Origin of the sequence: Halomonas denitrificans (assembly GCF_003056305.1) — a bacterium.
In the GTDB taxonomy this organism is placed as follows: Bacteria; Pseudomonadota; Gammaproteobacteria; order Pseudomonadales; family Halomonadaceae; genus Halomonas; species Halomonas denitrificans.
The window spans coordinates 56,391-80,404 of record NZ_PYVX01000007.1 but is presented as its reverse complement, the minus strand read 5'-3'; the positions used below and the strand labels follow the sequence as shown (position 1 = coordinate 80,404).

Sequence of the window (24,014 nt, the reverse complement as noted above, 5' to 3'; positions counted from 1 at the left end):
GCTAGCTTAGCCGCACTCTCAGGTGCCGGCGGAGAACGCTTCGCCGGATAAACGGGAAGTCGGTGCGCCCTCGCGGCGAGTCCGACGCTGCCCCCGCAACGGTGATCGAATCGAGGTCCGCCACTACCGTCACTGGTAGGCCACTGTGCCCCCGCGGCATGGGAAGGCGGTGGATCGGAAGGTGCTCTGGCTCGGCCAGGCCCTTCGTTCGTCAGCCCGGAGACCGGCCTGAGAGCACATGCCGGATCGCGGCGGGCGATCACGAGGCGGGTCTCCGGCACCAGGCCGCGGGCACCCGCGGCCTCGCTCCCCACCGCCGGCCCACCAGAAAAAAACGCAAGGCGCCGTGCGGGTGAGCACGGCGGCAAGGGACCCACATGAACACCACTCACGCCTCCCGTGGCCTGGCGGCCTTCGCCCTGGCCGCGCTGCCGCTGGCCGTCCAGGCCCAGGGCACCTCGACCTCCACCTCCGACGAGGTCGTCGCCGAGACCCTCAATCCGCTGACGGTCACCGCCACCCGCGCACCGCGCACCGCCGACGAGACGCTGGCCTCGGTCACCGTGATCGACGAGGCCGCGCTGCGTCGCCAGGACCCCACCGATATCATCGACCTGCTGCGCGGCCAGCCCGGCGTCGACGTCTCGTCCAACGGCGACTTCGGCAAGACCAGCAGCGTCTACGTGCGGGGCACCAGCAGCAAGTCCACGCTGCTGATGATCGACGGCATTCGCCTGCGCTCCGCCACCGCAGGTGGTCCCGCCTGGCAGTTCCTCGACCCGCGCCAGTTCGGGCGGGTCGAGGTCGTGCGCGGCCCGCGGGGCAGCCTCTACGGCGCCGATGCCGTGGGCGGCGTGGTGCAGCTGTTCACTCCACAAGGGGAGGGGGAGCCCTCGCCGCGCATCTCGCTGGGTGGCGGCAGCTTCGATACCCGGCGCGCCAGCGCCTCGCTCTCCGGCAGCGAAGGAGGGACTCGCTACCATCTCGCCGCCAGCCGCCTGGAGACCGACGGCTACGAGATCATCGAGGGCGAGGGCGACAAGGGCTACGACAACACCACCGGCCTGGTGCGCCTCGCCCACGGCTTCGACAACGGCGCCGAGGTGGGCGTGCTGGCCCTGCGTGCCCGGGGCAACACCGAGTTCGTCGGCGGGGATACCGATTTCGTCCAGCAGGTCGCCGGCCTCTACGGCGAGCTGCCGGTGACCGACGCCTGGAAGAGCCGCCTGACGCTCAGCGAGGCCCGGGACAGGACGGAGACCGCGGCCTACGACAGCCTCTTCGATACCACGACCCAGACCCTGCGCTGGGAGAACACCGTCTGGTTTGGCCCCCACGAGCTGGTGGCTGGCGCCGAATACCAGGAGGACGACATCGCCGGCAGCGACAGCGGCTCCGGCACCTACGCCGAGGAGAGCCGCGACAACGTGGCCGTCTTCGCCCAGGCGCTGATGGATTTCTCTCCGGTGTCACTGCAGGCCGGGCTGCGCCACGATGACAACGAGGCCTTCGGCGAGGAGCTCACCGGTCACCTGGCGCTGGGTTATGCCCTCGACGATCGTCACACCCTGCGGGCCAGCTACGGCACCGCCTATCGTGCCCCGACCTTCAACGAGCTCTACTACCCGGACCTCGGATACTTCGCCGGCAACCCCGACCTCGAGGCCGAGACCTCGGCGACGGTCGAGCTGGGCATGCGCGGCCAGTACGCGCGGTTCTTCTGGGACCTGGCGGCCTACGAGACGCGGGTCGACGACTTCATCGCCTCGACGGGCAGCCAGAACGAGAACATCGACGAGGCGCGCATTCGCGGCGTGGAACTGGCCTCGGGAATCGACGTGGAGCAGTGGACGCTGCAGGCGGCCCTGACTCTGATCGACACCGAGGATCGCGAGACCGGCAATCGACTCCCGCGCCGCGCCAGCCAGAGCCTGCGCCTGGACCTCGATCGCGAACTGGGCGACTGGTCGCTGGGTGGCTCGTTCATCGCCCAGGACGATCGCTTCAATGACGCGGCCAACCAAGAGCCTCTCAGTGGGTTCGGCCAGGTCGATCTGCGTGCAGGCTGGCAGTTCGCCCCGCTCTGGTCGGCGCGGCTGAGCGTCGATAACGTCTTCGACAAGGAGTATGCAACGACCGAGTATTTCGACGGCCGCGACTACCTCAATGCCGGCCGCATGGCCTTCCTCAGCGTGAACTTCGGTCAGTGATGGTCTCTCGCGCGCGGCTCGTCACGCTGGCGACCCTGCTGCCATGGCTCCTGGTCGGCCTGCCCGACCCGGTGGCCGCCGAGGTCTGCGTCGCCGACGATGCCGGGCGTGAGGTCTGCCTGGACGCCCCGGCGCGGCGCATCGTCGCGCTCTCGCCGGGCGTCACCGAGCTGCTCTACGCCGCCGGCGCCGGCGAGCGGGTGGTCGGGGCGGTCAGCTTCAGCGACTATCCGGCCGAGGCGGCGCGGCTGCCCCGGGTGGGCAGCTACGACCGCCTCGACCTGGAGGCGCTGCTGGCCCTCGAGCCTGACCTGGTGGTGGCCTGGGCCGGCGGCAATCCCCGCGAGCAGGTCGATCGGCTGCCGGGACTCGGCCTTCCCGTCTTCCTCTCCGACGTCAACGACTTCGCCGGCATCGCGAGAAGCCTCGAGCGTTTCGGCGCGCTGGCCGGCAGCGTGGTGGTGGCGCAGGAGGCCGCCCGGGAGTTTCGCGAGGAGGTGGCGGCGCTGCGCGGGCAGCACGCCGAGGCCGCCCCGGTGCCGGTCTTCTACCAGGTCTGGGAGCAGCCGCTGATGACCGTCAACGGCGAGCACTGGATCAGCCAGGCGCTGGCGCTGTGCGGCGGCGAGAACCTCTTCGCCGACGAGGCGCCGCTGGTGCCGCGCATCGGCGTCGAGGCGGTGCTGGCCCGGGACCCGGAGGCGATCCTCACCGGCGGCATGGGCGAGCCCGATTCCACCTGGCTCGAGGCCTGGCGGGACTACCCGGAGATGACCGCGGTGCGCCGCGACAACCTCTTCTTCATCGACCCGGACCTGGTGCAGCGCGCCACGCCGCGCCTGCTCGAGGGCACCCGGGCGCTCTGTGCCCGGCTGGAGACCGCCCGTGAGCGGCGCTAGAGCCTTGCTGGCGCGCCCCGCGCCGCTCGCCTGGCTGGCGCTGGCCGCGCTGCTGTCGCTGGCCCTGTCGCTGGCGCTGGGCAGCGTCGCCATCGCCCCGGGTGAGCTGATGCGAGTGCTGCTCGGGGAGGGCGAGGCGCTCCACCAGACCCTGGTGCTCGAGCTGCGCCTGCCGCGCTCGCTCGCCGCCTTCGGCACCGGCGCGCTGCTGGCGCTCGCCGGGGCGCTGATGCAGGTGCTGCTGCGCAACCCGCTGGCCGACCCCTACGTGCTGGGGCTCTCCGGCGGGGCCTCGGTGGCGGCACTCGTCGCCATGCTGACGGGGCTCGGCGCCGCCCTGGTCGGCGGGGCGGCCTTCGCCGGGGCGCTCACCTCGACGCTGATTGTCTTCGGGCTGGCCCACGGTACCGGCAGCTGGACGCCGACCCGCCTGCTGCTCACCGGGGTGGTGATGGCCGCCGGCTGGGGGGCCGTGATCACCTTCCTGCTGGCGGTGAGCCCGGTGGAGCGGCTGCCCGGCATGCTCTACTGGCTGATGGGCGATCTCGCCTACGCGGGCTCGCCCTGGCCGGTGCTGGCGGTAGCCGCGCTGGCCCTGGTCGTCGTGCTGCCGCTCGGTCGCACCCTCAACGTGCTGGCCCGCGGCGGGCTGCAGGCCGCGGCGCTTGGCGTTTCGGTGCGCCCGCTGGAGTGGACCCTCTACCTGCTGGCCAGCCTGCTCACCGCCGTGGCGGTGACCACCGCGGGCAGCATCGGTTTCGTGGGGCTGATGGTGCCGCACATGCTGCGCCTGCGACTGGGCAATGATCAGCGCCGCTTGCTGCCGGCGAGCCTGCTGGCCGGCGGCATCCTGCTGACCCTCGCCGACACCCTGGCGCGCACCCTGATCGCTCCCCAGCAGCTCCCGGTGGGGGTGATCACGGCACTGCTCGGGGTGCCGAGCTTCCTCTACCTGCTCTACCGGAGTCGCTGATGGAGGCCCTGGCGACGCATCGGCTGCTGATCGACGTCCCCGGTCGCGCGGACGGCCGGCCGCTCGACCTGCGGCTGGCCCCCGGCGAGCGCTGGGGAGTGCTGGGCCCGAACGGCGCGGGCAAGACCACCCTGCTGCATACCCTGGCCGGGCTCAGGCCGCCGCGCTCGGGGGAGGTCCACCTCGAGGGGCGGGCGCTGTCCGGCTGGCGCCGCCGTGAGCTGGCCCGGCGGCTGGGGGTGGTGTTCCAGGAGCGCCACGACGACTTTCCGGCCACGGTGCGGGAGACCGCGCTGATCGGCCGCCATCCCTTCCTGTCGCCCTGGCAGCAGGAGGGGCCCGAGGACCACGCCCGCGCCGAGGCGGCGCTGGCGCGCCTGGACCTGTCGCACCTGGCCGAGCGGGAGCTCGCGACGCTCTCCGGCGGCGAGCGCCAGCGCGTCAGCCTGGCCACGGTGCTGACCCAGGCGCCGGCGGTCTGGCTCGCCGACGAGCCCACCAACCACCTCGACCTCCACCACCAGGTGGCGGTCATGGGCCTGCTCGCGGAACAGGCCGAGGCGGGCGGCGCGGTGATGATGTGCCTGCACGACCTCAACCTGGCGGCGCGCTGGTGCAGCCACCTGCTGCTGCTCTATCCCGACGGCGAGGCGTGCTGGGGCTCCGCGGAGGCGATGCTGGCACCCGCGGCCCTGGAACGCCTCTATGGCCAGCCCCTGACCACCGCCTGGGTGGACGGCGCGCCGGTCTTCGTGCCCAGGCGTTGAGGCGAGCGACGCCGAGGCGCCTCCCCCATTCCCTCTTACTTACAGGAGTCTCAACATGAGCCGACCCTCCATCGATCCCCAGCGCCACGCCGAGCGCATGGCCGCCAAGCAGAAGATCATGAACGAGCGGATTGCTGCCGCCGACAAGGAGCAGGGCGTGCTGCTGGTGCTCACCGGCCCCGGCAAGGGCAAGAGCAGCTCCGGCTTCGGCATGGTCGCCCGCGCCCTGGGCCACGGCATGAAGGTGGGCGTGGTGCAGTTCATCAAGGGCGCCTTCAGCACCGGCGAGGAGGCCTTCTTCCGCGACCTGCCGGGGGTGGACTACCACGTCATGGGCGAGGGCTACACCTGGGACACCCAGGACCGCCAGCGCGACGTGCGCGCCGCCGAGGCGGCCTGGGCCGAGGCCCGGCGCATGCTCGCCGATCCTGACTACGCGCTGGTGCTGCTCGACGAGCTCAATATCGCCCTGCGCCACGGCTACCTGGCCCTCGACGCCGTGCTCGACGACCTGCAGGCGCGCCCGCCCATGCAGCACGCGGTGGTCACCGGTCGCCACGCGCCGGAGGCGCTGATCGAGATGGCCGACACGGTGACCGAGATGAAGGTGGTTAAGCACGCCTTCAAGGATCAGGGGATCAAGGCCCAGAAGGGGGTGGAACTCTAAGAAGGGCGTTCAAGGTGTTTGTGAAGACGATGAGCTTCTCCGGCGCCAAGCCGCCGCGAGGGCGCTGTGAACCCCTCCCTGGGCGCTACCGACGCCATCCCTGGCGTAGAACCCTCGCTTCGTCTTGTCCCCGGCGCTCATCGGCCGGTCCCGATCCTCTTCAAGGCCCATCCCACCATCACGATTTCCAGGAGACCGCCGCATGGCAGATCCCAGCGGGCGACCCGATCACGCCTTCCCCGAGGTGCAGCGCGAGGGCCTCTACCGGGCCATCTTCGAGCGCCGCGACGTGCGCGCCCAGTTCCGCCCGGAGCCGATTCCGCCCGAGGTACTGGCGCGGCTCCTCGAGGCCGCCCACCATGCTCCCTCGGTGGGCTTCATGCAGCCCTGGGACTTCCTGCTGATCGACGACCGCGCGGTGCGAAGCCGCGTCCACGCCATCTTCGAGCGCGAGAACGCGAAGGCGGCCGAGGCCCACGCCGGCGAGCGCGGCGCGCTTTATCGGCGCCTCAAGCTCGAGGGCATCCTCGAGAGCCCGATGAACCTCTGCATCACCTGCGACCGGGAGCGGGGCGGCGAGCACGTGCTGGGCCGCCAGAGCATCGTCGAGATGGACCTCTTCAGCACCTGCCTGGCGGTCCAGAACCTGTGGCTGGCGGCCCGCGCCGAGGGGATCGGCGTGGGCTGGGTCAGCATCCTCGACCAGCAGGAGCTCGCCGAGGTGCTGGGCCTGCCGGAGCATGTTTATCCGCTCGCCTACCTGTGCCTGGGCTACGTCGACGACTTCCTCGAGGCGCCGGAGCTCGCCCGGGCCGGTTGGCGACAGCGCCTGCCGCTGTCCGACCGGGTGCACGGCAACGGCTGGCGGACCCTGCCGGCGGACGCGGCGCTCACGCGCGCCGTCGACGCCCTGGCCCCCCCGACAGTGAGGACGCCTGCATGCCGACGCTGATGATTCAGGGCACCACCTCCGATGCCGGCAAGAGCACCGTGGTCGCGGGCCTCTGCCGGGCGCTCGTCCGGCGCGGCTTCTCGGTGGCCCCCTTCAAACCCCAGAACATGGCGCTCAACAGCGCCGTGACCCCGGAGGGCGGCGAGATCGGCCGCTCCACGGCGCTGCAGGCCGTGGCCGCGGGCATCGCGCCCCACGCCGACATGAACCCGGTGCTGCTCAAGCCCGAGAGCGACCGGGGCGCCCAGGTGATCCTCGACGGCCAGGTCTACGGCCACATGGACGCGATCGACTACCACGCCTTCAAGCGCCGAGCGCGGGAGCGCGTGCTGGCGGCCTGGGAGCGGCTGTCGAGCCGCTTCGACGTGATCATCGCCGAGGGGGCGGGGAGCCCCGCCGAGGTCAACCTGCGCGAGGGCGACATCGCCAACATGGGCTTCGCCGAGGCCATCGACTGCCCGGTGCTGCTGGTCGGCGACATCGACCGCGGCGGCGTGTTCGCCCAGCTGGTGGGCACGCTCGCGCTACTTTCAGAGACCGAGCAGGCGCGCACTCGGGGCTTCGTCATCAACCGCTTCCGCGGCGATATCGCCCTGCTCGAGCCCGGCCTCGACTGGCTCAGGGCGCACACCGGCAAGCCGGTGCACGGCGTGCTGCCCTACCTCCAGGGCCTGCTGCTCGACGCCGAGGATGGCGTCGGCCTCGCCGGTCGCGAGGTGGCGGCGCCCGACCTGCGCGTCGTGGTGCCGGCGCTGCCGCGCATCAGCAACCACACCGACCTGGACCCGCTGCGCCTGCACCCGCGGGTCGAGCTGACCCTGGTCGGTCCCGACCGGCCGATCCCGCCCGCCGACGTCATCCTGTTGCCCGGCAGCAAGGCGACGGCGAGCGACCTCGCCTGGCTGCGCGCCCAGGGCTGGGAGGCGGCGATCCGCCGCCACCTGCGCTACGGCGGCCGGGTGCTCGGCATCTGCGGCGGCTTCCAGATGCTCGGCGAGGCGATCGACGACCCCGAGGGCCTCGAGGGGCCGGCCGGCAGCGAGCCGGGGCTGGGGCTTCTGGCGATGCGCACCCGCATGGTGGCGGGCAAGCAGCTGCGCAACGTCGCCGGCACCCTCTCGGACACTCCGGCCGGGGAGGGCGCGCCGGTGAGCGGCTACGAGATCCACCACGGCGTCAGCAAAGGCCCGGCCCTGGCGCGGCCGCTGATGACGCTCGACGGCCGCCCGGACGGCGCGGTGAGCGAGGACGGCCAGGTGCTCGGCACCTACCTGCACGGCCTCTTCGACGAGGCGGGCGCCTGCGCGGCGCTGCTCGCCCGGCTCGGCCTGGCGGCGGAGGCCGGGGAGGCCGCCGTGGACTTCGCCGCCCACCGCGAGCGGGAGCTCGACCGCCTGGCCGACGGCCTGGAGGCGAGCCTGGACATGGCCGCCATCGCGGCCCTGGTGCAGGGCGACGCCTCTGTATCCCATTATCGTTAGTTTTATATACAATAGTTGCCTCACAATGTGACCACGCGAGGCGGCAATGACGGCACGGAGCGGCACTTCCCGGCAGGATTCCACGACCTGGCAGTTCATCGGCGGACTGGCGCTGCTGGTGGCCCTGGGCCTGAACCTGCGCCCGCTGCTGGCCGCCGCGAGCCCGCTGATGGAGGAGATCCGCGTGGCCACCGGGCTCAGCTACACGGTGCTCGCCTGGCTGACCACCTTGCCGTTCCTCTGCATGGGGGCCGTGGCGCTGGCCAGCGGCCGCCTTCAGGCCTGGCTGGGCGAGCAGCGCGGCATCAGTCTGGCCCTGGTGGCCATCGCGGTCGCCTGTGCCCTGCGCCAGGTCGACGGCAGCGGCGCGACCCTGCTGGCCACGGCGCTGCTGGGCGGCGCCGGCATCGCGCTGATCCAGGCGCTGGTGCCGGGGCTCGCCAAGCGGCGCTTCGGGCGGCGCATGCCGCTCGCCATGGGCGTCTACTCCGCGGCGCTGATGTCCGGCGGCGGCCTGGCCGCCTGGGCGAGCCCCTGGCTGGCACGCCTCGGCGGCTGGCAGCTGGGCGTGGGCCTGTGGTGGGTGCCGGCGCTGATCACCCTGCTGGCCTGGGTGTGGCTCTCCCGGCGCCCCCGGGCGCCGGAGCCCGCCTGGGTGGCCCTGGCCGGCCCGCGGCCCTGGCGGCTGCCCCGCGCCTGGCTGCTGGCGCTCTACTTCGGGGTGATCAACGCCGGCTACTCGAGCGTGGTCACCTGGCTGCCGGTCTACTACCGGGAACTCGGCTGGAGCGCCTCGTCCAGCGGGCTGCTGCTGGCCTGGATGACCATCTTCCAGGTGCTCGCCGCGCTGTCGATGCCGGCCCTGGCGCAGCGCCAGTCCCACGCGGATCGCCGCTGGCTGCTGGCCGTAAGCCTGCTGGCCCAGCTTACCGGCTATCTGGGGCTGATCCTGCTGCCCGGCCAGGGGGCGCTCGTCTGGGTGGCCATCGCCGGCTTCGGCCTGGGCGCCTGCTTCTCCCTGGGGCTGATCCTGGCCCTGGACCACCTGCCCGATCCCCGCGCCGCGGGCCGCCTGGCCGCTTTCATGCAGGGCTTCGGCTTCATGCTCAATGCGCTCTCGCCCTGGATCAGCGGCGCCCTGCGCGAGGCGACCGGCGGCTTCCTGGCCGCCTGGGTGCTGCTGGCGCTGGGCGTCGCGGCGATGCTGCTGGTCACCCTGCGTTTCGCCCCCCGCGACTACCCGCTGGTGATGGCGGGCGTGGCCGAACGCGCCTGAGGCTTCGTCGTTACGGCATGAAGCGGGTCGGGTCGTCGCTGATCACCGCCTCGACCCCCCACTCCCAGCGCGGGGCGAAGGCGGCCGGGTCGTTGGCGGTGTAGCAGAGCAGCCGATAGCCGGCCTCGCTCACCTCCCGGGCCCGGGCCGCCTTGAGGCGCTTCCAGTCGGCATGCACGCTGCAGGCCGTCACCGCCTCGCAGCGCCGCCGCCAGTCGCGGCCGACCCCCTCGACCAGTACCCCCAGCGACAGCGCCTCGGGCCCGGCCAGGGTGCGGGCATGGGCGAGGGCCGCGTCGTTGAAGGAGGAGAGCAGCCGGCGCGACGGCGGCAGCGCCGCCATCACGGCGGGCACCGCGGCCTCGACCAGCGCCCGGGGATCGCGGCCGCGATTGACCTTGAGCTCCAGGTTGACCCCCATGTCGAGCGCGTCGAGCAGCGCCAGCATCGCCTCCAGGGTGGCCATGGGCTCGCCCCGGAAGGCCTCGCCGAACCAGCCGCCGGCATCCAGGCGACGCGCCGCGGCGAGGTCCAGGTCGGCCAGCCGGCCGCGGCGATCGGAGCAGCGCCGAAGGCCGGCGTCGTGCCAGATCACCGGGGTGCCGTCGCCGAGCAGCTGGACGTCGAGCTCGACCCAAGTCACGCCCACGGCATGGGCGGCGCGCACCGCGGCCAGGGTGTTCTCCGGGGCGCGGGCGGAGAGCCCGCGATGGGCGATCAGGCGGGGCAGGGCGAGCGCGGCGTCGGGCATGGGAGACTTCCTGGTCGGCGGGTCGGAAGGGACAGCCTAGCGCCATCCACCGGCGACGGGAAACGCCCCCGCGCCGGACGTCGGGCGCGGCGCGATCGGGCCAGGATGTGGTAGGCTGCGCGCTTTCGATCCTGGCGCTGGCGCCGGACATACGACGATGCGAGGACACCGAGATGAGAGTCGTGCACATCAAGAATCCCCAGCAGCGCGATGCCTGCCTGGCGCGGCTGTGCGCCGAGGCCTACGGCCAGGACGCCGGGCTCACGCCGCTGGCGACCTTCGCCGGCACCCTGGGGGTGCTGGTCAAGCAGGAGGCGGCGCGGGTGCTGGCGCTGGTGGATGACGCGTCGCGCCCGGTGGCGCTGGCGCTGCTGGTGCTCGACGAGGTCGGCAGCAGCATGACGGTGATGCTGCTGGCCGAGCTCGACGGCGAGAGCGTGACCCGGCCCGCCGAGCGGCTGGTCGCCGAGCTGGCCCTCAAGGCGCCGCTGCGCGTCGATGCCGTGGGCCCCGAGCAGGAGGCGCGCTTCCGCGAGGCGGGCATCACCCGCTGGCTCGACGGCAAGGCCGGCGTGCGCATCGGCCTCGGCCCCAAGCATCCCGCCACCAGCGTGGCCGAGCTGCCCCGGGCGCTGAGCTTCGACGAGGCCTCGGTGATCCAGTCGTTCAAGCGCGACCGCACGCTCTTCGACGACTACAAGGCGCGCTTCGTTCGCGGCCTGGAGTCCTTCCCCGCGACGCTCTAATAAACCCTTCTTGACCCCGGGGGTGTCCGGACGCTTGACTGATGGGCCATCCGTCAACGTCACAAGGACAACCCCCATGCCCCAGCGTATCCAGTTTGCCCGCACCGGCGGCCCCGAGGTGCTCGAACTCGTCGAGGCCGAACCGGCCGCGCCGGCCGCCGGTGAGGTGCGCGTGCGCAACCAGGCGGTCGGCCTCAACTTCATCGACATCTACTTCCGCACCGGCCTCTATCCGGCGCCCGGCCTGCCCTCGGGGCTCGGCACCGAGGGGGCCGGCGTGGTCGAGGCGGTCGGCGAGGGCGTCACCCACCTGGCGGTGGGCGACCGGGTGGCCTACGCCCAGGGACCGCTCGGCGCCTACGCCGAGCAGCACGTGCTGCCCGCCGACAAGGTGGTGGCGCTGCCCGAGGCGATCGACGTCGAGACCGCCGCGGCCGCCATGCTCAAGGGCCTCACGGTGCAGTACCTGCTGCGCCAGACCTACCCCCTCCAGGGCGGCGAGACCATCCTCTGGCACGCCGCCGCCGGCGGGGTCGGTTCGATCGCCTGCCAGTGGGCGAAGGCGCTCGGCGTGAAGCTCATCGGTACCGTCAGCTCCCCGGAGAAGGCCGCGCTGGCCACCCGGAACGGCGCCTGGGCGACCATCGACTACACCCGGGAGGATGTGGTCGAGCGGGTGCGCGAGCTGACCGGCGGCGCGATGTGCGACGTGGTCTACGACTCGGTGGGCAAGGACACCTGGGAGACGTCGCTTGACTGCCTGAAGAAGCGCGGCCTGATGGTCAGCTTCGGCAACGCCTCCGGCCCGGTGGAGGGGGTGAACATCGGCATCCTCAATCAGAAGGGGTCGCTTTACGTCACGCGCCCGAGCCTCAACGGCTACGCCGACACCCGCGAGCGGCTGGAGGCGATGGCCGGCGAGCTCTTCGCGATGCTCGAGAGCGGCCGGGTGACGGTCGATATCTCTCACCGCTACCCGCTGGCCGAGGCGGGCGATGCCCAGGCGGCCCTGGCCGCCCGCCAGACCACCGGCTCGACCATCCTGCTCCCCTGATCCCTGTCGAGGCGCGGGCGGCGCCTAGAGCGACTCGTTGAGCTCGCCGATCAGCTGCTCGCGCCGCCTGAGCGCGGCGAGCCCCTCGTCGCCGAGCCGGTTCGCCGCCTCGCAGAGCAGTCCCTCGGCCAGCAGCATGAAGGCGCACATGCTGTTGCTGAAGAAGAGGCTGTGGTCGGGGACCGGGAAGGCGTGGTGCGCCACCCGGGCGAGCGGCGAGCCCCGGGAGTCGGTCAGGGCGATGACGCGGATGCCCTGGCGCGCCGCGACCTCGGCCGTCGCCAGCACGCTGGGGGTGTAGGGAAAGCAGCTCGCCACCACCAGCACGTCCCCCGCCTCGAGCTGGGCCAGGGCGTCCGCCACCCCGTGGCGGACGGCGTCCAGCGGCGCCGCATCGGTGCGCAGCATGCCCAGGCCATAGGCCAGGAAGGAGGCCAGCGAGGCGAACTGGCGCATGCCGTGGACCCTCACCCGCTTCGCCTCCACCAAGAGCCGCGCCGCCTCGGTGAAGGCCTCCCCATCGATCCCCGCCACCGTGTCGCCGATGTTGGCGCTCTCCTGGCGGCCCAGCCGGGCCAGCCGGGCGAGGGCGTCGTCGTCCCCGTCGCTGTCCAGCAGGCGCGAGACCTGATCGCTGTAGAAGCTCTTGCCCTCGGTGACGTGGCGGCGAAACACCGCCTGCAGGCCGGCGAAGCCGTCGAAGCCCAGCCGCTGGGCCAGCCGCGACAGGGTCGAGGGGCTGACGCCCAGGCGCTCCGCCAGTTCGCTGATCGACGAGACCGCGGCCTGCTGGGGCGCGGTGACCATCGCCGAGAGCACCCGGCGCGAGCGCTTGCCGAGCCGTACCGCGCCTTCGCCCTGCTCGAGGGTGGCGAGCAGGCGCTCGAGGTCGCCGAGGGTGTCCGGTCGTGGGGGCGTGGAGGAGCTCATGAGGGGCATCGGCCTGCAGGGATCGAGGCGCGCATTGTAGCCTTCGTCGTTCCCGGCGTCAGGATGGGGTCGAATCTATTTGCAAATATATTTCCGCTTTATCAGAATGGCTCTTGAATTTGCATCTCCTACGAGAGGATCGCATGAGCCACGTCTTCCACCGCCACCTGAAGCTCGCCTACCCGACCGCCGTTGGTGGCGACGGGCCCTACCTGATCGATGCCCAGGGCAAGCGCTACCTGGACGCCTGCGGCGGGGCCGCGGTCTCCTGCCTGGGCCACAGCGATGCCGAGGTGATCGAGGCGGTGCGTGACCAGGTCGGCCGGCTCGCCTATGCCCACAGCTCCTTCTTCACCACCGAGCCGATGGAGGCGCTGGCCGACTTCCTGGTCGAGCGGGCGCCGGCGGGCCTCTCCTCGGTATACTTCGTCTCCGGCGGCTCCGAGGCGGTGGAGGCGGCCCTCAAGCTCGCCCGCCAGTACTTCATCGAGCGCGGCGAGCCCCAGCGCAAGCACCTGATCGCCCGGCGCCAGAGCTATCACGGCAACACCCTCGGGGCGCTCGCCACCGGCGGCAACGCCTGGCGCCGGCAGCAGTTCGAGCCGCTGCTGGTCGAGGTGAGCCACGTCAGCCCCTGCTACGCCTATCGCGACCAGGCCCCCGGCGAGACCCCGGAGGCCTACGGCGAGCGCCTGGCCGCGGAGCTCGAGGCCGAGATCCAGAGCCTGGGGCCGGAGAACGTGATGGCCTTCGTCGCCGAGCCGGTGGTCGGCGCGACCCTCGGCGCGGTGCCCGCGGTGCCGGGCTACTTCAGGCGGGTGCGCGAGATCTGCGATCGCCACGGTATCCTGCTGATCCTCGACGAGGTGATGTGCGGCATGGGCCGCACCGGCACCCTCTTCGCCGCCGAGCAGGAGGGCGTGACCGCCGACCTGGTGACCATCGCCAAGGGCCTCGGGGCCGGCTACCAGCCGATCGGCGCGACCCTGGTCAGTGAGCGGATCCGTGCGGCGATCGCCGAAGGCTCGGGCTTCTTCCAGCACGGCCACACCTACATCGGCCACGCTACCGCCTGCGCCGCCGCCCTGGCCGTGCAGCGCGCCATCGAGGAGCGCGGGCTGCTGGATCGGGTCGTGCGCCTGGGCGAGGGGCTCCAGCAGCGCCTCGAGGCGCGCTTCGGCGACCATCCCCGCGTCGGCGACATTCGCGGCCGGGGGCTCTTCCGCGGGCTCGAGCTGGTCGCCGAGCGCGACACCAAGACGCCCTTCGACCCCGCGCGCAAGCTGCATGCGGCGGTCAAGCGTGCCGCCATGGACGAGGGCCTGATGTGCTACCCGATGGGCGGCACCCTGGACGGTCGCCGCGGCGACCACATCCTGCTGGCCCCGCCCTTCATCCTCGATGACGCCCAGCTGGACGAGATCGTCGACAAGCTCGACGCCGCCCTTGCGCGCGTCCTCACCCACTCGTAACGGAGCCTCGCCCGATGTCGATCGACTCCCGCCTCTCTCCCCTGGACGAGGCCACCATGGCGCCCGAGCAGCGACGCGTGCTGGACGCCATCCTGAGCGGCCCCCGGGGCAACCTGGACGGCCCCTTCCTGGCCTGGATCCACAGCCCGGAGCTGGCCGACCACGCCCAGCGCCTCGGCGCCTTCTGCCGCTACGGCACCCGCCTGGAGCTGCGGCTCACGGAGCTTGCGATCCTCTTCACCGCGGCCTGGTGGCAGTCCCAGGCCGAGTGGCAGATCCACGCGCCCATCGCTCGCGACGCCGGGCTCGGCGAGGCGGTGATCGAGGCCCTGCAGGCCGGCCGCGAGCCCGCCTTCGAGCGCGACGACGAGGCGCTGGTCTATCGGCTCGGCAAGACGCTCTACACCACCCGGCGCGTCGACGAGGCGCTCTACGCCGAGGCGGTGGCGGCCTTCGGCGAGCCGGCGGTGGTCGAGCTGGTGGGCGTCTTCGGCTATTACGCGTTCGTGGCCATGACCCTCAACGTCTTCGAGGTGCGCCGGGGCAGCGAGCCGCTGCCCTTCGCCGAGCCGTGAGCGGGGCGGTCGGGCAGGGGGATCGCCGGTTGGTCTGGATCGAGGGCCTCGGGGGCGTCATCCTTGAGCGCTACCGATTCAGAGCACGAGGCCCCGACCGATGAGCACGACCCTGCCGACCCTGACCGACGCCCGCCTCGCCCTGGAGGGGCGGGTGGCCACCCTGATCCTGGACCGCCACGACGTCCGCAACGCCCTGACAGGCACCGCCCTGGTCGACGACATCCTCGCCGTGGCCGACTGGGTGAACGGCTGCGACGCCGTCTCGGTGCTGGTGATCACCGGGGCGGGCAGCGCCTTCTCTGCCGGGGGCAACGTCAAGGACATGGCCCGCCGCGGCGGCGACTTCGAAGGCAGCGTCGCCGAGGTGGCCGACCGCTACCGCCGGGGCATCCAGCGCCTGCCGCTCGCCCTCGAGGGCGTGGAGGTGCCGGTCATCGCCGCGGTCAACGGCCCGGCGATCGGCGCCGGCTTCGACCTGGCCAACATGGCGGACCTGCGCCTCGCGTCCCGCGCGGCCAGGTTCGGCGAGACCTTCCTCAACCTGGGGATCATTCCCGGCGACGGCGGCGCCTGGTTCCTGCAGCGGCTGATCGGCTACCAGCGCGCCTTCGAGCTGACGCTCACCGGGCGGGTGATCGACGCCGAGCAGGCCCGCGACTACGGTATCGTGCTGGAGGTGACCGAACCCGAGGCGCTGATGGAGCGGGTCCGGGAACTCGCCGGGCAGATCGCCGCCCAGCCCCCCAGGGCCACCCGCCTGACCAAGCGCCTGATGAAGCGGGCCGATCGCATGTCGCTGCCCGACTTCCTCGACCTCTGCGCGAGCTTCCAGGGCATGTGCCACAACGAGCCGGAGCACCTGGACGCCGTCCACGCCATGCTGGAGAGGATGGCCAGCAAGTGAGCCGCCGAACCCTCCTCTCGCGCCCCAGCTCACGACGCTCGGCCGCGCCACGACCATCGCGTCTTGGCGTGGCGGGAAAAGCTGGCATTTCTCGGCCGTGGCTGTTGTGCTGAAGGTATTCTGACGGCACAGGGAGGTGATCGGCGATGAGCGACAGCAGCCAGGTGTTCCTGATCCTCGGCGCGACGCTCGCGGCCTTCGTGTGGGGCCGCTTCCGCTACGACCTGGTGGCGCTCGCCGCGCTGCTGGCCACCGTGCTGCTGGGCCTGGTGCCGACGGACGAGGCCTTCTACGGCTTCGGCCACCCCGCCGTGATCACCGTCGCTGCGGTACTGGTGCTCAGCCGCGGCTTCGAGCGTTCCGGGCTCGTCGACCTGATCGCCGAGCAGGCCCTCCGGGTCGGCGACCGCCTGATCCTGCAGATGCTGGTGCTCTCCGGCACCGTGCTGGTGCTCTCCGGAGTGATGAACAACGTCGGCGCCCTGGCGCTGATGCTGCCGGTGGCGATCCGCCTGGCCCGGGAGCACGACAGCCCGCCCTCGCTGTTGCTGATGCCGCTGGCCTTCGGCTCGCTGCTCGGCGGCCTCACCACCCTGATCGGCACCCCGCCCAACATCATCATCTCCAGCTATCGCGCCGAGGCGACCGGGGAGAGCTTCGGCATGTTCTCCTTCTTCCCCGTGGGCGCCAGCGTGGCGCTGGTTGGCCTGGCCTTCATCGTGCTGCTGGGCTGGCGCCTGGTGCCCCAGCGGGCCGGCAAGGCCTCCCGGGAGGAGATGTTCGATACCGCCCACTACCTGGTCGAACTGCGCGTGCCCGAGGAGGGCAAGGCGGTGGGCTGGTCGCTGCGCGACCTGCACCAGGCCCTGGAGGAGACTATCCCGGTGCTGGCGGTAGTGCGCGGCGACAAGCGCCATGCCGGCCACGCCTTCCACGGTACCCTGGACGAGGGCGATATCCTGCTGGTGGAGGCCGGCCCCGAGGAGATGAAGCTGATCGAGGACAAGGCGGGCCTGGTGGTCGGCCCGGAGCCGCCCTCGGACGACGAGGCGCAGGAGGGCGAGGCGCCGGACGAGCCCCGGGAGGCCGAGCCGGCCGGGGAGACGTCGGGCGAGGAGGAGGAGTCGAAGCGCACGGCAGTGGATACCGAGGGCCTCCAGCTGGTCGAGGCGGTGGTGCGCAACGACTCCATGATGATCCACCGCACCGTCACCCAGCTGCGCCTGCACAACCAGTTCGGCCTGCACCTGGTGGCGGTGGCCCGGGACGGCGGCCGCCTCAACCAGCGCCTGCGCGATATCCGCTTCCGGGCCGGCGACGTGCTGCTGCTGCAGGGCGGGGAGGGCGAGATCGGCGAGAGTCTCACCACCCTGGGCTGCCTGCCGCTGGCCAGCCGCAACCTGACCCTGGGCCAGCCGCGCCTGCTGGCGGTCTCGGTGGCCATCTTCGCGGTGGCGGTGATCGCCATGGTGCTGGACCTCGTGCCCTCGGCGGTGGCCCTGACTGGCGCCGCACTGGTGTCGCTGCTGGTGGGCGTGCTGTCGCTGCGCGAGGCCTACCAGGCCATCGACGGCCCGGTGATCGTGCTGCTGGGGGCGATGATCCCGGTGGGCCAGGCGCTGGAGACCAGCGGCGGGGCCGCCCTGATCGCCGAGACCCTGCTGGCCCTGGGGCGCGAGTGGCCGATGGTGGCCACCCTGGTGGGGCTGTTCCTGCTCTGCACGCTGCTCTCCAACGTGATCAACAACGCCGCGGCGGCACTGTTGATGGCGCCCATCGCGGCGAGCCTCGCCGAGGGCTTCGGTGTCTCCCTGGATCCCTTCCTGATGGTAGTGGCGATCAGCGCCTCCTGCGCCTTCCTCACGCCCATCGGCCACCAGTCCAACACCCTGGTGATGGGCCCGGGCGGCTACCGCTTCGGCGACTACTGGCGGCTGGGGCTGCCGCTGACACTGGTGGTGATGGCGGTGGCGATCCCGATGATCCTGATCGTCTGGCCGCTGTAGCGATTCGCCGAGGGATAGGGGCGACGGGGCAGGTCAGAGAGAGGGGCCTATGCCATGGGAGAGGAGGATTGCTGCGAACGGGCTGGCCAGGGATGGCCAGCACCGGCCCTTCAAGCGGAGCAGAATGCGAGAGCGAAGCTGGGCAGCGGTAGCGTACAGGGAGGGATTCGCAGCGCCCTCTCGATGACCTGCCGCGGCGCTCCGGGGAAACATCAATGAGGGAATATAAAGACGCCCCGGCGGCTGGCCGGGGCGTCGTCCTGGGGGAGTGGAACCTCAGGCCGGCTGGTGGCGCAGTACCTTGGTCTTGTCGGTGACGAAGGCGTCGTAGGCGAAGTCGTCGACGGTGAGCAGCTCCAGTACCGCGGCCTCGCGCTCCTGCATGAAGGTGGCGTCCTCCTCGTCGATCAGCCCCTTCGCCAGGGCCGCCTCGACCCGCTCTTCCGGATGCAGCGCATCGGCCGGCAGCTCGCCCTTGGCGTAGGCCTTGTTGACCCGGCGATAGAGCGCCTCGGCGCGCTCCTGGCTAGCCAGCAGGGCGTTGTAGCGGGCCAGCGGGTTGTCCCGGCTGCCGTCGTTCTCCTGCCAGGTGGCGTCGAGCAGGAAGTGGCGCAGGGCGGTGTCCCGGGAGACGGCCTGGGCGATCTCGCGGGTCAGCGCATCCTCGGGGCGCTTCCAGCGCCGGCCCGTGGGCATCACGATGACGCGCAGCGCGCGACCCAGGGCGCGGCTTGGCAGGTTGTCGAAGAGCTCGTCCAGGGCCTGCTCGGCGCGGCCCAGCAGGAAGCGGCAGCCGTAGTGCAGCAGGGCCGCCTCGCCCTCGACCTTGTGACCCTCGTGCCACTGCTTGAGCGTCATCGAGGCGAGGTAGAGGTTGGAGAGCACGTCGCCGAGGCGTGCCGAGAGCATCTCGCGCTGCTTGAGCTGCGAGCCGAGGCTCGCCATGGCGGCGTCGGCGCAGAGACCGAAGCCGGCGGAGAGTCGCGCGATGTCCCGGGCGTAGGGGGCGGCGATCTCGTCGAAGGGCACGCTCGGCCGGCCGAGCCCCAGGCCCTGGGTGAGGGCGCGGGCGGCGTTGCCGAAGATCAGCCCGGCATGGCCGAAGAAGGCCCGGTCGAAAGCCGCGAGGTCGTCGGCGTCCTTGGCGGCCAGCTCCTCGAGCACGAAGGGGTGGCAGCGGATGGCACCCTGGCCGAAGATCATCAGGTTGCGGGTCATGATGTTGGCGCCCTCGACGGTGATCGCCACCGGGTTGGCGCTGTAGCCGATGCCGAGGTAGTTGCGCGGCCCCAGGGTCACCGCCTTGCCGCCGTGGATGTCCATGGCGTCGCCAAGGATCACCCGCTGGAACTCGGTGAGCTGGCTCTTGAGGATCGCCGAGGGCACCGCCGGCTTCTCGCCGTGGTCGATGGTGTTGGCGGTCTGGTAGACCGCGGCCCGGGAGACGTAGGCCAGCGCGGCCATGCGTGCCAGGGGCTCCTGGACGCCCTCCATCTCGGCCACCGGCACGTTGAACTGGCGGCGGATCCGGGCGAAGCCGCCGCTCCAGCCCAGGGCGTAGCCGGCGGTGCCCGTGGCACCGGAGGGCAGGGTGATGCAGCGGCCGATGGAGAGGCACTCGACCAGCATCCGCCAGCCCTGGCCGATCATCTCCGGCCCGCCGATGATGGTATCGAGCGGTACGAAGACGTCGTGGCCCTTGATCGGGCCGTTCAGGAAGGGGCTTCCGATGGGGTGGTGGCGACGCCCGATCTCCATGCCGTCGGTCTCACGGGGAATCAGCGCCAGGGTGATGCCGCGATCCTCCTCGTCGCCCAGCAGGTGGTCGGGATCGAAGAGCCGGAAGGCCAGGCCCACGACGCTGGCGATGGGCGCCAGGGTGATCCAGCGCTTCTCGAAGTTCAGCCTGAGGCCGAGGACCTCCTCGCCGTCGACCAGCTGCTTGCACACCACCCCGGTGTCGGGAATGGCCGTGGCGTCGCTGCCGGCCCGCGGGCCGGTCAGGCCGAAGCAGGGGATCTCGCGGCCGTCGGCCAGGCGCGGCAGGTAGTGGTCCTTCTGATGCTCGGTGCCGTACTTGAGCAGCAGCTCGCCCGGTCCCAGGGAGTTGGGCACGCCCACGGTGACCATCAGGGTCTCGCTGATCGAGAGCTTCTGCAGCGCCAGGGACTGGGCCTTGGCCGAGAAGCCCAGGCCGCCGTAGGCCTTGGGGATGATCATGCCGAAGAAGCCTTCCTGCTTCAGGTAGTCCCAGAGCTCCTGGGGCAGGTCGGCGCGTTCCCGGGCGATCTCCCAGGCGTTGCACATGCCGGCGGCCACGCCGCACTGGTGATCGAGGAAGGCGCGCTCCTCATCGGAGAGCCCCTCGTCGCGATAGTCGAGCAGCTTGTTCCAGTCGGGGCGACCGGTGAAGAGCTCGCCGTCCCAGGCCACGCTGCCGGCCTCCAGCGCGGTACGCTCGGTGTCCGAGACCCGGGGGGCGACCTTCTTGAACATCGCGAAGAGCCGGGGTGTCAGCCAGCGGGTGCGCAAGGCGGGCAGGCCGCAGGCGGCGATGCCCGCGGTGGCGACGAGCAGCAGCACGCCGAGAATCGACGCGCCGGCCACCAGGCCGACGAGGCCGAGCCCCGCGGTCACGGCCAGGGCGGGCAGGGCGCCGGCCTCCCGGCGCATCACGATGAGCAGGCCGATGACGGCCAGCACGAGCAGGATCAGGGTCAGCATGGTGGGCTCCGAGGGATTCGAACACTTGTTTGAATGCCATCAGCCTAGCGCATCCCGCGCCCCACAGCCAATCCCCTCGATGTGGTTTTCCTTCGACCTGCCTCCATTCACCCTCGATTGCCGGCCGTTCAACGCAAGCCGCCCCGCACGAAGGCGGGGCGGCATGAGGTTGCCGGGCGGGTCGATCAGGCCAGGCGGCGCTGCGGCTCCCGTTGGGCGGGGGCGTCGCCCGCCACGTAGTAGGGGGCATCGCTTCTCGGCAGCGGCTCGCGGCCGCGGATCTTGTCCGCCATTTTCTCGGCCAGCATGATCGTCGGCGCGTTGAGGTTGCCGGTGGGGATCACCGGGAAGAGCGAGGCGTCGACCACCCGCAGGCCCTCCAGGCCGTGGACCCGGCCGGCGCCGTCGACCACGGCGTCCTCCCCCTCGCCCATGCGGCAGCTGCCGCAGGGGTGATAGGCGGTCTCGGCATGGGCCCTGACGAAGGCGTCGAGCTCGGCGTCGGTCTGCACCTCCGGCCCCGGGGAGATCTCCCGGCCGCGATAGGCGTCGAAGGCGGGCTGGGCGATGATCTCGCGGGTCAGGCGGATGGCGTCGCGGAACTCCTGCCAGTCCTTGTCGGTGGACATGTAGTTGAACAGGATCGAGGGCGCGGCCTCGGGGTCGCGGGAGGTCAGGCGCACCCGGCCGCGGCTCTCCGAGCGCATAGAGCCCACGTGGGCCTGGAAGCCGTGGGCCTGCACCGCGCTCTTGCCATTGTAGCTGATGGCGATGGGCAGGAAGTGGTACTGCAGGTTGGGCCAGGCCTCCTCGTCGCTCGAGCGGATGAAGCCCGCCGCCTCGAACTGGTTGCTGGCGCCCACGCCGGTGCCGAGGAAGAGCCACTCGGCGCCGATCTTCGGCTGGTTGTACCACTTCAGCGCTGGGTAGAGCGAGATCGGCTGGGTGCACTCGTACTGGATGTACATCTCCAGGTGATCCTGCAGGTGCGCGCCGACGTTCTCGTTGACCTTGACCGCCTCGATGCCGAACTCGTCGAGCACCTCTTTGGGGCCCACGCCGGAGCGCTGCAGGATCTGCGGCGAGGCGATGGCGCCGGCGCATAGCAGCACCTCGCGGCGCGCCTTGACCTCCTGGGGCTTGCCGTGACGCGCGTAGCGCACGCCGGTGGCGCGCGTGCCCTCGAAGGTGATGACGTCGGTGATGGCGCGGGTCTCGATGGTCAGGTTCGCCCGGCCCTTGGCCTGGTCGAGGTAGCCCCGGGCGGTGGAGGCGCGTCGCCCGTTGGGGGTGACGAAGCGGTCCATGGGGCCGAAGCCCTCCTGCTGGTAGCCGTTGACGTCCTCGGTGGCCGGGTAGCCGGCCTGCTGGCCCGCCTCGATGAAGGCGTGGTAGAGCGGGTTGTTGCCGTCCTTCGGCGTCGTGACGCTGACCGGGCCGTCGCCGCCGTGGTAGGCGTTGGGCCCGATGTCGCGGGTCTCGGCCTTCTTGAAGTAGGGCAGGCAGTCGGCGTAGGTCCAGTCCTCGAGCCCCGGCTGCTTTGCCCAGCCGTCGTAGTCCAGGGCGTTGCCGCGGATGTAGCACATGCCGTTGATCAGCGAGGAGCCGCCCAGGCCCTTGCCGCGGCCGCACTCCATGCGTCGGCCGTCCATGTGGGGCTCGGGGTCGGTCTCGAAGGCCCAGTTGTAGCGCTTGCCCTGCAGCGGGTAGGCCAGGGCCGCCGGCATCTGGGTGCGGAAGTCGAAGCGGTGGTCGGGGCCGCCGGCCTCGAGCAGCAGCACGCTGACGTCGGGGTCCTCGGTCAGGCGGGTGGCCAGCACGTTGCCGGCGGAGCCGGCGCCGATGATGACGTAGTCGAATTCGCGGGACGGTGACATGGAGCCTCCCTGAAACAGTCAAAAGGGTATTGTGGCGAGCGGTACACGGCCCGCTCATCGGTCAGGAGCGCGGCGGGCCATGTGCTCCGGACATGATCTTGGAAGGAGCTCGGAGGGGCGTCTCCGATGCTTGGCGTGAGGCGCGCCGGAGACGGCTCGAAGAGGAGGCCCTACGCCAGGGATGGCGTCGGTAGCGCCCAAGGACGGGTTTACAGCGCCTCCTCGCAGAGCCGTCCCCGGGAAAGCGCCTCACTTTCCCGGGGTTCATGCCGTCCTAGAACACCGACTCGAAGGGCCCCATCTCGACCTGCACTGACTTGGTCTGGGTGTAGTGGGCCAGGGTCTCGATGCCGTTCTCGCGACCCACGCCGGACTGCTTGTAGCCGCCCACCGGCATCTCGGCGGGGGACTCGCCCCAGGTGTTGATCCAGCAGATGCCGGCTTCCAGTTGCCGGATCACGCGGTGGGCGCGGTTGAGCCCCTCGGTGAAGAGGCCGGCGGCCAGGCCGTATTCGGTGTCGTTGGCGCGGCGGATCACCTCCTCCTCGTCGTCGAAGGCGAGCACGGACATCACCGGGCCGAAGATCTCCTCTCGCACGATGCGCATCTCATCCGTGCAGTCGGTGAAGATGGTCGGGGCGGCCCAGGCGCCCTTGGCATAATCGCCCTGATCCCAGGCCTCGCCGCCGGCCAGCACGCGGGCGCCTTCCTGCTGGCCCAGCGCGATGTAGGCGAGCACCTTCTCCTGGTGCTCGAAGCTCACCAGCGGGCCGAAGTTGACGTACGGGTCCATGGGATCGCCGGCGCGGATGCGCGCCACCCGCTCGACGAGCTTCGCCTCGAAGTCCGCCTTGACGCTGCAATCGACGAAGACCCGGGTGCCATTGGTGCAGATCTGCCCGCTGGAGTAGAAGTTGGCCATCATCGCGGCGTCGGCGGCGCGGTCCAGGTCGGCATCGGCGAAGACGATCAGCGGCGACTTGCCGCCGAGCTCCATGGTCACGTCCTTTAGCGTCGAGCCGCCGGCCGCCGCCATCACCTTGCGACCGGTGCCCGCCTCGCCGGTGAACGAGATCTTGTCGATGCCGCGGTGGCCGGTGAGCAGCTCCCCGACCCGGGCATCGCCCTGGACGACGTTGAAGACGCCGTCGGGCAGGCCGGCCTCGGTGAAGATCTCGGCCAGGAGCATGGTGGTCAGCGGGGTGACTTCGCTGGGCTTGAAGACCACGGCGTTGCCGGCGGCGAGCGCCGGGGCGCTCTTCCAGCAGGCGATCTGGATCGGGTAGTTCCAGGCACCGATGGCGCCGATCACGCCCAGCGGCTCGCGGCGAGTGTAGACGAAGGAATCCTCGCGCAGCGGGATCTGGGCGCCCTCGAGGGCCGGGGCCAGGCCGGCGTAGTACTCCAGCACGTCGGCGCCGGTGACCACATCCACCGCGGCGGTCTCGCTGATCGGCTTGCCGGTGTTGCGGGTCTCGAGCTCGGCGATCTCGTCGTTGCGCTCTCGCAATAACGCCACGGCGCGCTGCAGGATGCGGCCGCGCTCCATGCCGCTCATCGCGCCCCAGGCCCGCTGGCCCCGTCGCGCCGCGGCCACGGCGGCGTCCACGTCGGCCTCGGCGGCCTGGGGCACCTCGGCGAGCAGCGAGCCGTCGAAGGGGTTGACCACGGGGAAGGTCTCGCCCGAGGTGGCGGCCGCGTGGCGGCCGTCGATGTAGAGAGTCTGGGGGGCGGAAGATGCCATGCT

At 71.4% G+C, this 24,014-nt stretch carries 19 protein-coding genes and 1 riboswitch; of the genes, 14 read left to right on the top strand and 5 right to left on the bottom strand.

The features are described from left to right. The first annotated feature begins 3 nt into the window (after window positions 1-3). Window positions 4-246, top strand: a riboswitch (cobalamin riboswitch). A 131-nt stretch (window positions 247-377) separates the two neighbouring features. The 8 genes from C9F13_RS15475 to C9F13_RS15440 all read left to right on the top strand — a co-directional run bounded on the left by C9F13_RS15475 (window position 378) and on the right by C9F13_RS15440 (window position 9,225). Further along, window positions 378-2,210 carry a TonB-dependent receptor domain-containing protein gene (locus C9F13_RS15475; RefSeq protein WP_108447148.1) on the top strand — a complete coding sequence of 611 codons (1,833 nt, stop codon included), beginning with the start codon at window positions 378-380 and terminating at the stop codon, window positions 2,208-2,210. Next, on the top strand, window positions 2,210-3,109 hold the full coding sequence (locus tag C9F13_RS15470; protein ID WP_108447147.1) for a cobalamin-binding protein: 900 nt from the start codon (window positions 2,210-2,212) through the stop codon (window positions 3,107-3,109). The genes C9F13_RS15475 and C9F13_RS15470 overlap by 1 nt, the downstream gene beginning before the upstream one ends. Beyond that, a complete protein-coding gene (locus tag C9F13_RS15465) occupies window positions 3,096-4,082 on the top strand; it encodes a FecCD family ABC transporter permease (RefSeq protein ID WP_245888805.1) in 987 nt (328 codons plus the stop codon). Before C9F13_RS15470 ends, C9F13_RS15465 begins: the two co-directional genes overlap by 14 nt. Further along, window positions 4,082-4,849, top strand: a complete 768-nt coding sequence (locus C9F13_RS15460) for an ABC transporter ATP-binding protein (protein WP_108447146.1) — start codon at window positions 4,082-4,084, stop codon at window positions 4,847-4,849. The genes C9F13_RS15465 and C9F13_RS15460 overlap by 1 nt, the downstream gene beginning before the upstream one ends. A gap of 55 nt (window positions 4,850-4,904) precedes the next feature. Next, the gene (gene cobO, locus C9F13_RS15455; RefSeq protein ID WP_108447145.1) at window positions 4,905-5,516 is read left to right on the top strand and encodes a cob(I)yrinic acid a,c-diamide adenosyltransferase; all 612 of its coding nucleotides are present in this window, start codon (window positions 4,905-4,907) and stop codon (window positions 5,514-5,516) included. 202 nt (window positions 5,517-5,718) lie between these two features. Beyond that, on the top strand, window positions 5,719-6,468 hold the full coding sequence (bluB, locus tag C9F13_RS15450; protein WP_245888804.1) for a 5,6-dimethylbenzimidazole synthase: 750 nt from the start codon (window positions 5,719-5,721) through the stop codon (window positions 6,466-6,468). After that, window positions 6,456-7,949 (top strand): cobyric acid synthase, encoded by a 1,494-nt coding sequence (locus C9F13_RS15445; RefSeq protein WP_108447144.1) that lies wholly within the window; start codon window positions 6,456-6,458, stop codon window positions 7,947-7,949. Before bluB ends, C9F13_RS15445 begins: the two co-directional genes overlap by 13 nt. Before the next feature lie 46 nt (window positions 7,950-7,995). Beyond that, window positions 7,996-9,225 carry a CynX/NimT family MFS transporter gene (locus C9F13_RS15440; RefSeq protein ID WP_108447143.1) on the top strand — a complete coding sequence of 410 codons (1,230 nt, stop codon included), beginning with the start codon at window positions 7,996-7,998 and terminating at the stop codon, window positions 9,223-9,225. Between the two features lie 10 nt (window positions 9,226-9,235). On the opposite strand, the gene C9F13_RS15435 is transcribed toward C9F13_RS15440, so the two are convergent. Continuing rightward, window positions 9,236-9,976: a glycerophosphodiester phosphodiesterase family protein gene (locus tag C9F13_RS15435; RefSeq protein WP_108447142.1), complete on the bottom strand. Its 741-nt coding sequence runs from the start codon at window positions 9,974-9,976 to the stop codon at window positions 9,236-9,238. 173 nt (window positions 9,977-10,149) lie between these two features. On the opposite strand from C9F13_RS15435, the gene C9F13_RS15430 reads away from it, so the two are divergent. Beyond that, window positions 10,150-10,722, top strand: a complete 573-nt coding sequence (locus C9F13_RS15430; protein ID WP_108447141.1) for a hypothetical protein — start codon at window positions 10,150-10,152, stop codon at window positions 10,720-10,722. A 76-nt stretch (window positions 10,723-10,798) separates the two neighbouring features. Next, the gene (locus C9F13_RS15425; protein ID WP_108447140.1) at window positions 10,799-11,776 is read left to right on the top strand and encodes an NADPH:quinone reductase; all 978 of its coding nucleotides are present in this window, start codon (window positions 10,799-10,801) and stop codon (window positions 11,774-11,776) included. 24 nt (window positions 11,777-11,800) lie between these two features. Here the strand turns inward: C9F13_RS15425 and C9F13_RS15420 are convergent, their stop codons facing one another. After that, window positions 11,801-12,706: a MurR/RpiR family transcriptional regulator gene (locus C9F13_RS15420; protein ID WP_108447233.1), complete on the bottom strand. Its 906-nt coding sequence runs from the start codon at window positions 12,704-12,706 to the stop codon at window positions 11,801-11,803. A gap of 143 nt (window positions 12,707-12,849) precedes the next feature. On the opposite strand from C9F13_RS15420, the gene C9F13_RS15415 reads away from it, so the two are divergent. The 4 genes from C9F13_RS15415 to C9F13_RS15400 all read left to right on the top strand — a co-directional run bounded on the left by C9F13_RS15415 (window position 12,850) and on the right by C9F13_RS15400 (window position 17,666). Further along, window positions 12,850-14,178 (top strand): aspartate aminotransferase family protein, encoded by a 1,329-nt coding sequence (locus C9F13_RS15415; RefSeq protein WP_108447139.1) that lies wholly within the window; start codon window positions 12,850-12,852, stop codon window positions 14,176-14,178. Between the two features lie 14 nt (window positions 14,179-14,192). Continuing rightward, a complete protein-coding gene (locus C9F13_RS15410) occupies window positions 14,193-14,753 on the top strand; it encodes a carboxymuconolactone decarboxylase family protein (protein WP_108447138.1) in 561 nt (186 codons plus the stop codon). A 100-nt stretch (window positions 14,754-14,853) separates the two neighbouring features. Next, window positions 14,854-15,660 (top strand): enoyl-CoA hydratase-related protein, encoded by an 807-nt coding sequence (locus C9F13_RS15405; protein ID WP_108447137.1) that lies wholly within the window; start codon window positions 14,854-14,856, stop codon window positions 15,658-15,660. Window positions 15,661-15,806: 146 nt separating this feature from the next. Next, on the top strand, window positions 15,807-17,666 hold the full coding sequence (locus C9F13_RS15400) for an SLC13 family permease (RefSeq protein ID WP_108447136.1): 1,860 nt from the start codon (window positions 15,807-15,809) through the stop codon (window positions 17,664-17,666). A 276-nt stretch (window positions 17,667-17,942) separates the two neighbouring features. Here the strand turns inward: C9F13_RS15400 and C9F13_RS15395 are convergent, their stop codons facing one another. The 3 genes from C9F13_RS15395 to betB form a co-directional block, all read right to left on the bottom strand. Continuing rightward, a complete protein-coding gene (locus C9F13_RS15395) occupies window positions 17,943-20,390 on the bottom strand; it encodes an acyl-CoA dehydrogenase (RefSeq protein ID WP_108447135.1) in 2,448 nt (815 codons plus the stop codon). Window positions 20,391-20,575: 185 nt separating this feature from the next. Continuing rightward, entirely contained in the window at window positions 20,576-22,267 is a 1,692-nt protein-coding gene (betA, locus tag C9F13_RS15390) for a choline dehydrogenase (RefSeq protein WP_108447134.1), read from the bottom strand. Between the two features lie 274 nt (window positions 22,268-22,541). After that, entirely contained in the window at window positions 22,542-24,011 is a 1,470-nt protein-coding gene (gene betB, locus C9F13_RS15385; RefSeq protein WP_108447133.1) for a betaine-aldehyde dehydrogenase, read from the bottom strand. Window positions 24,012-24,014: the final 3 nt, after the last annotated feature.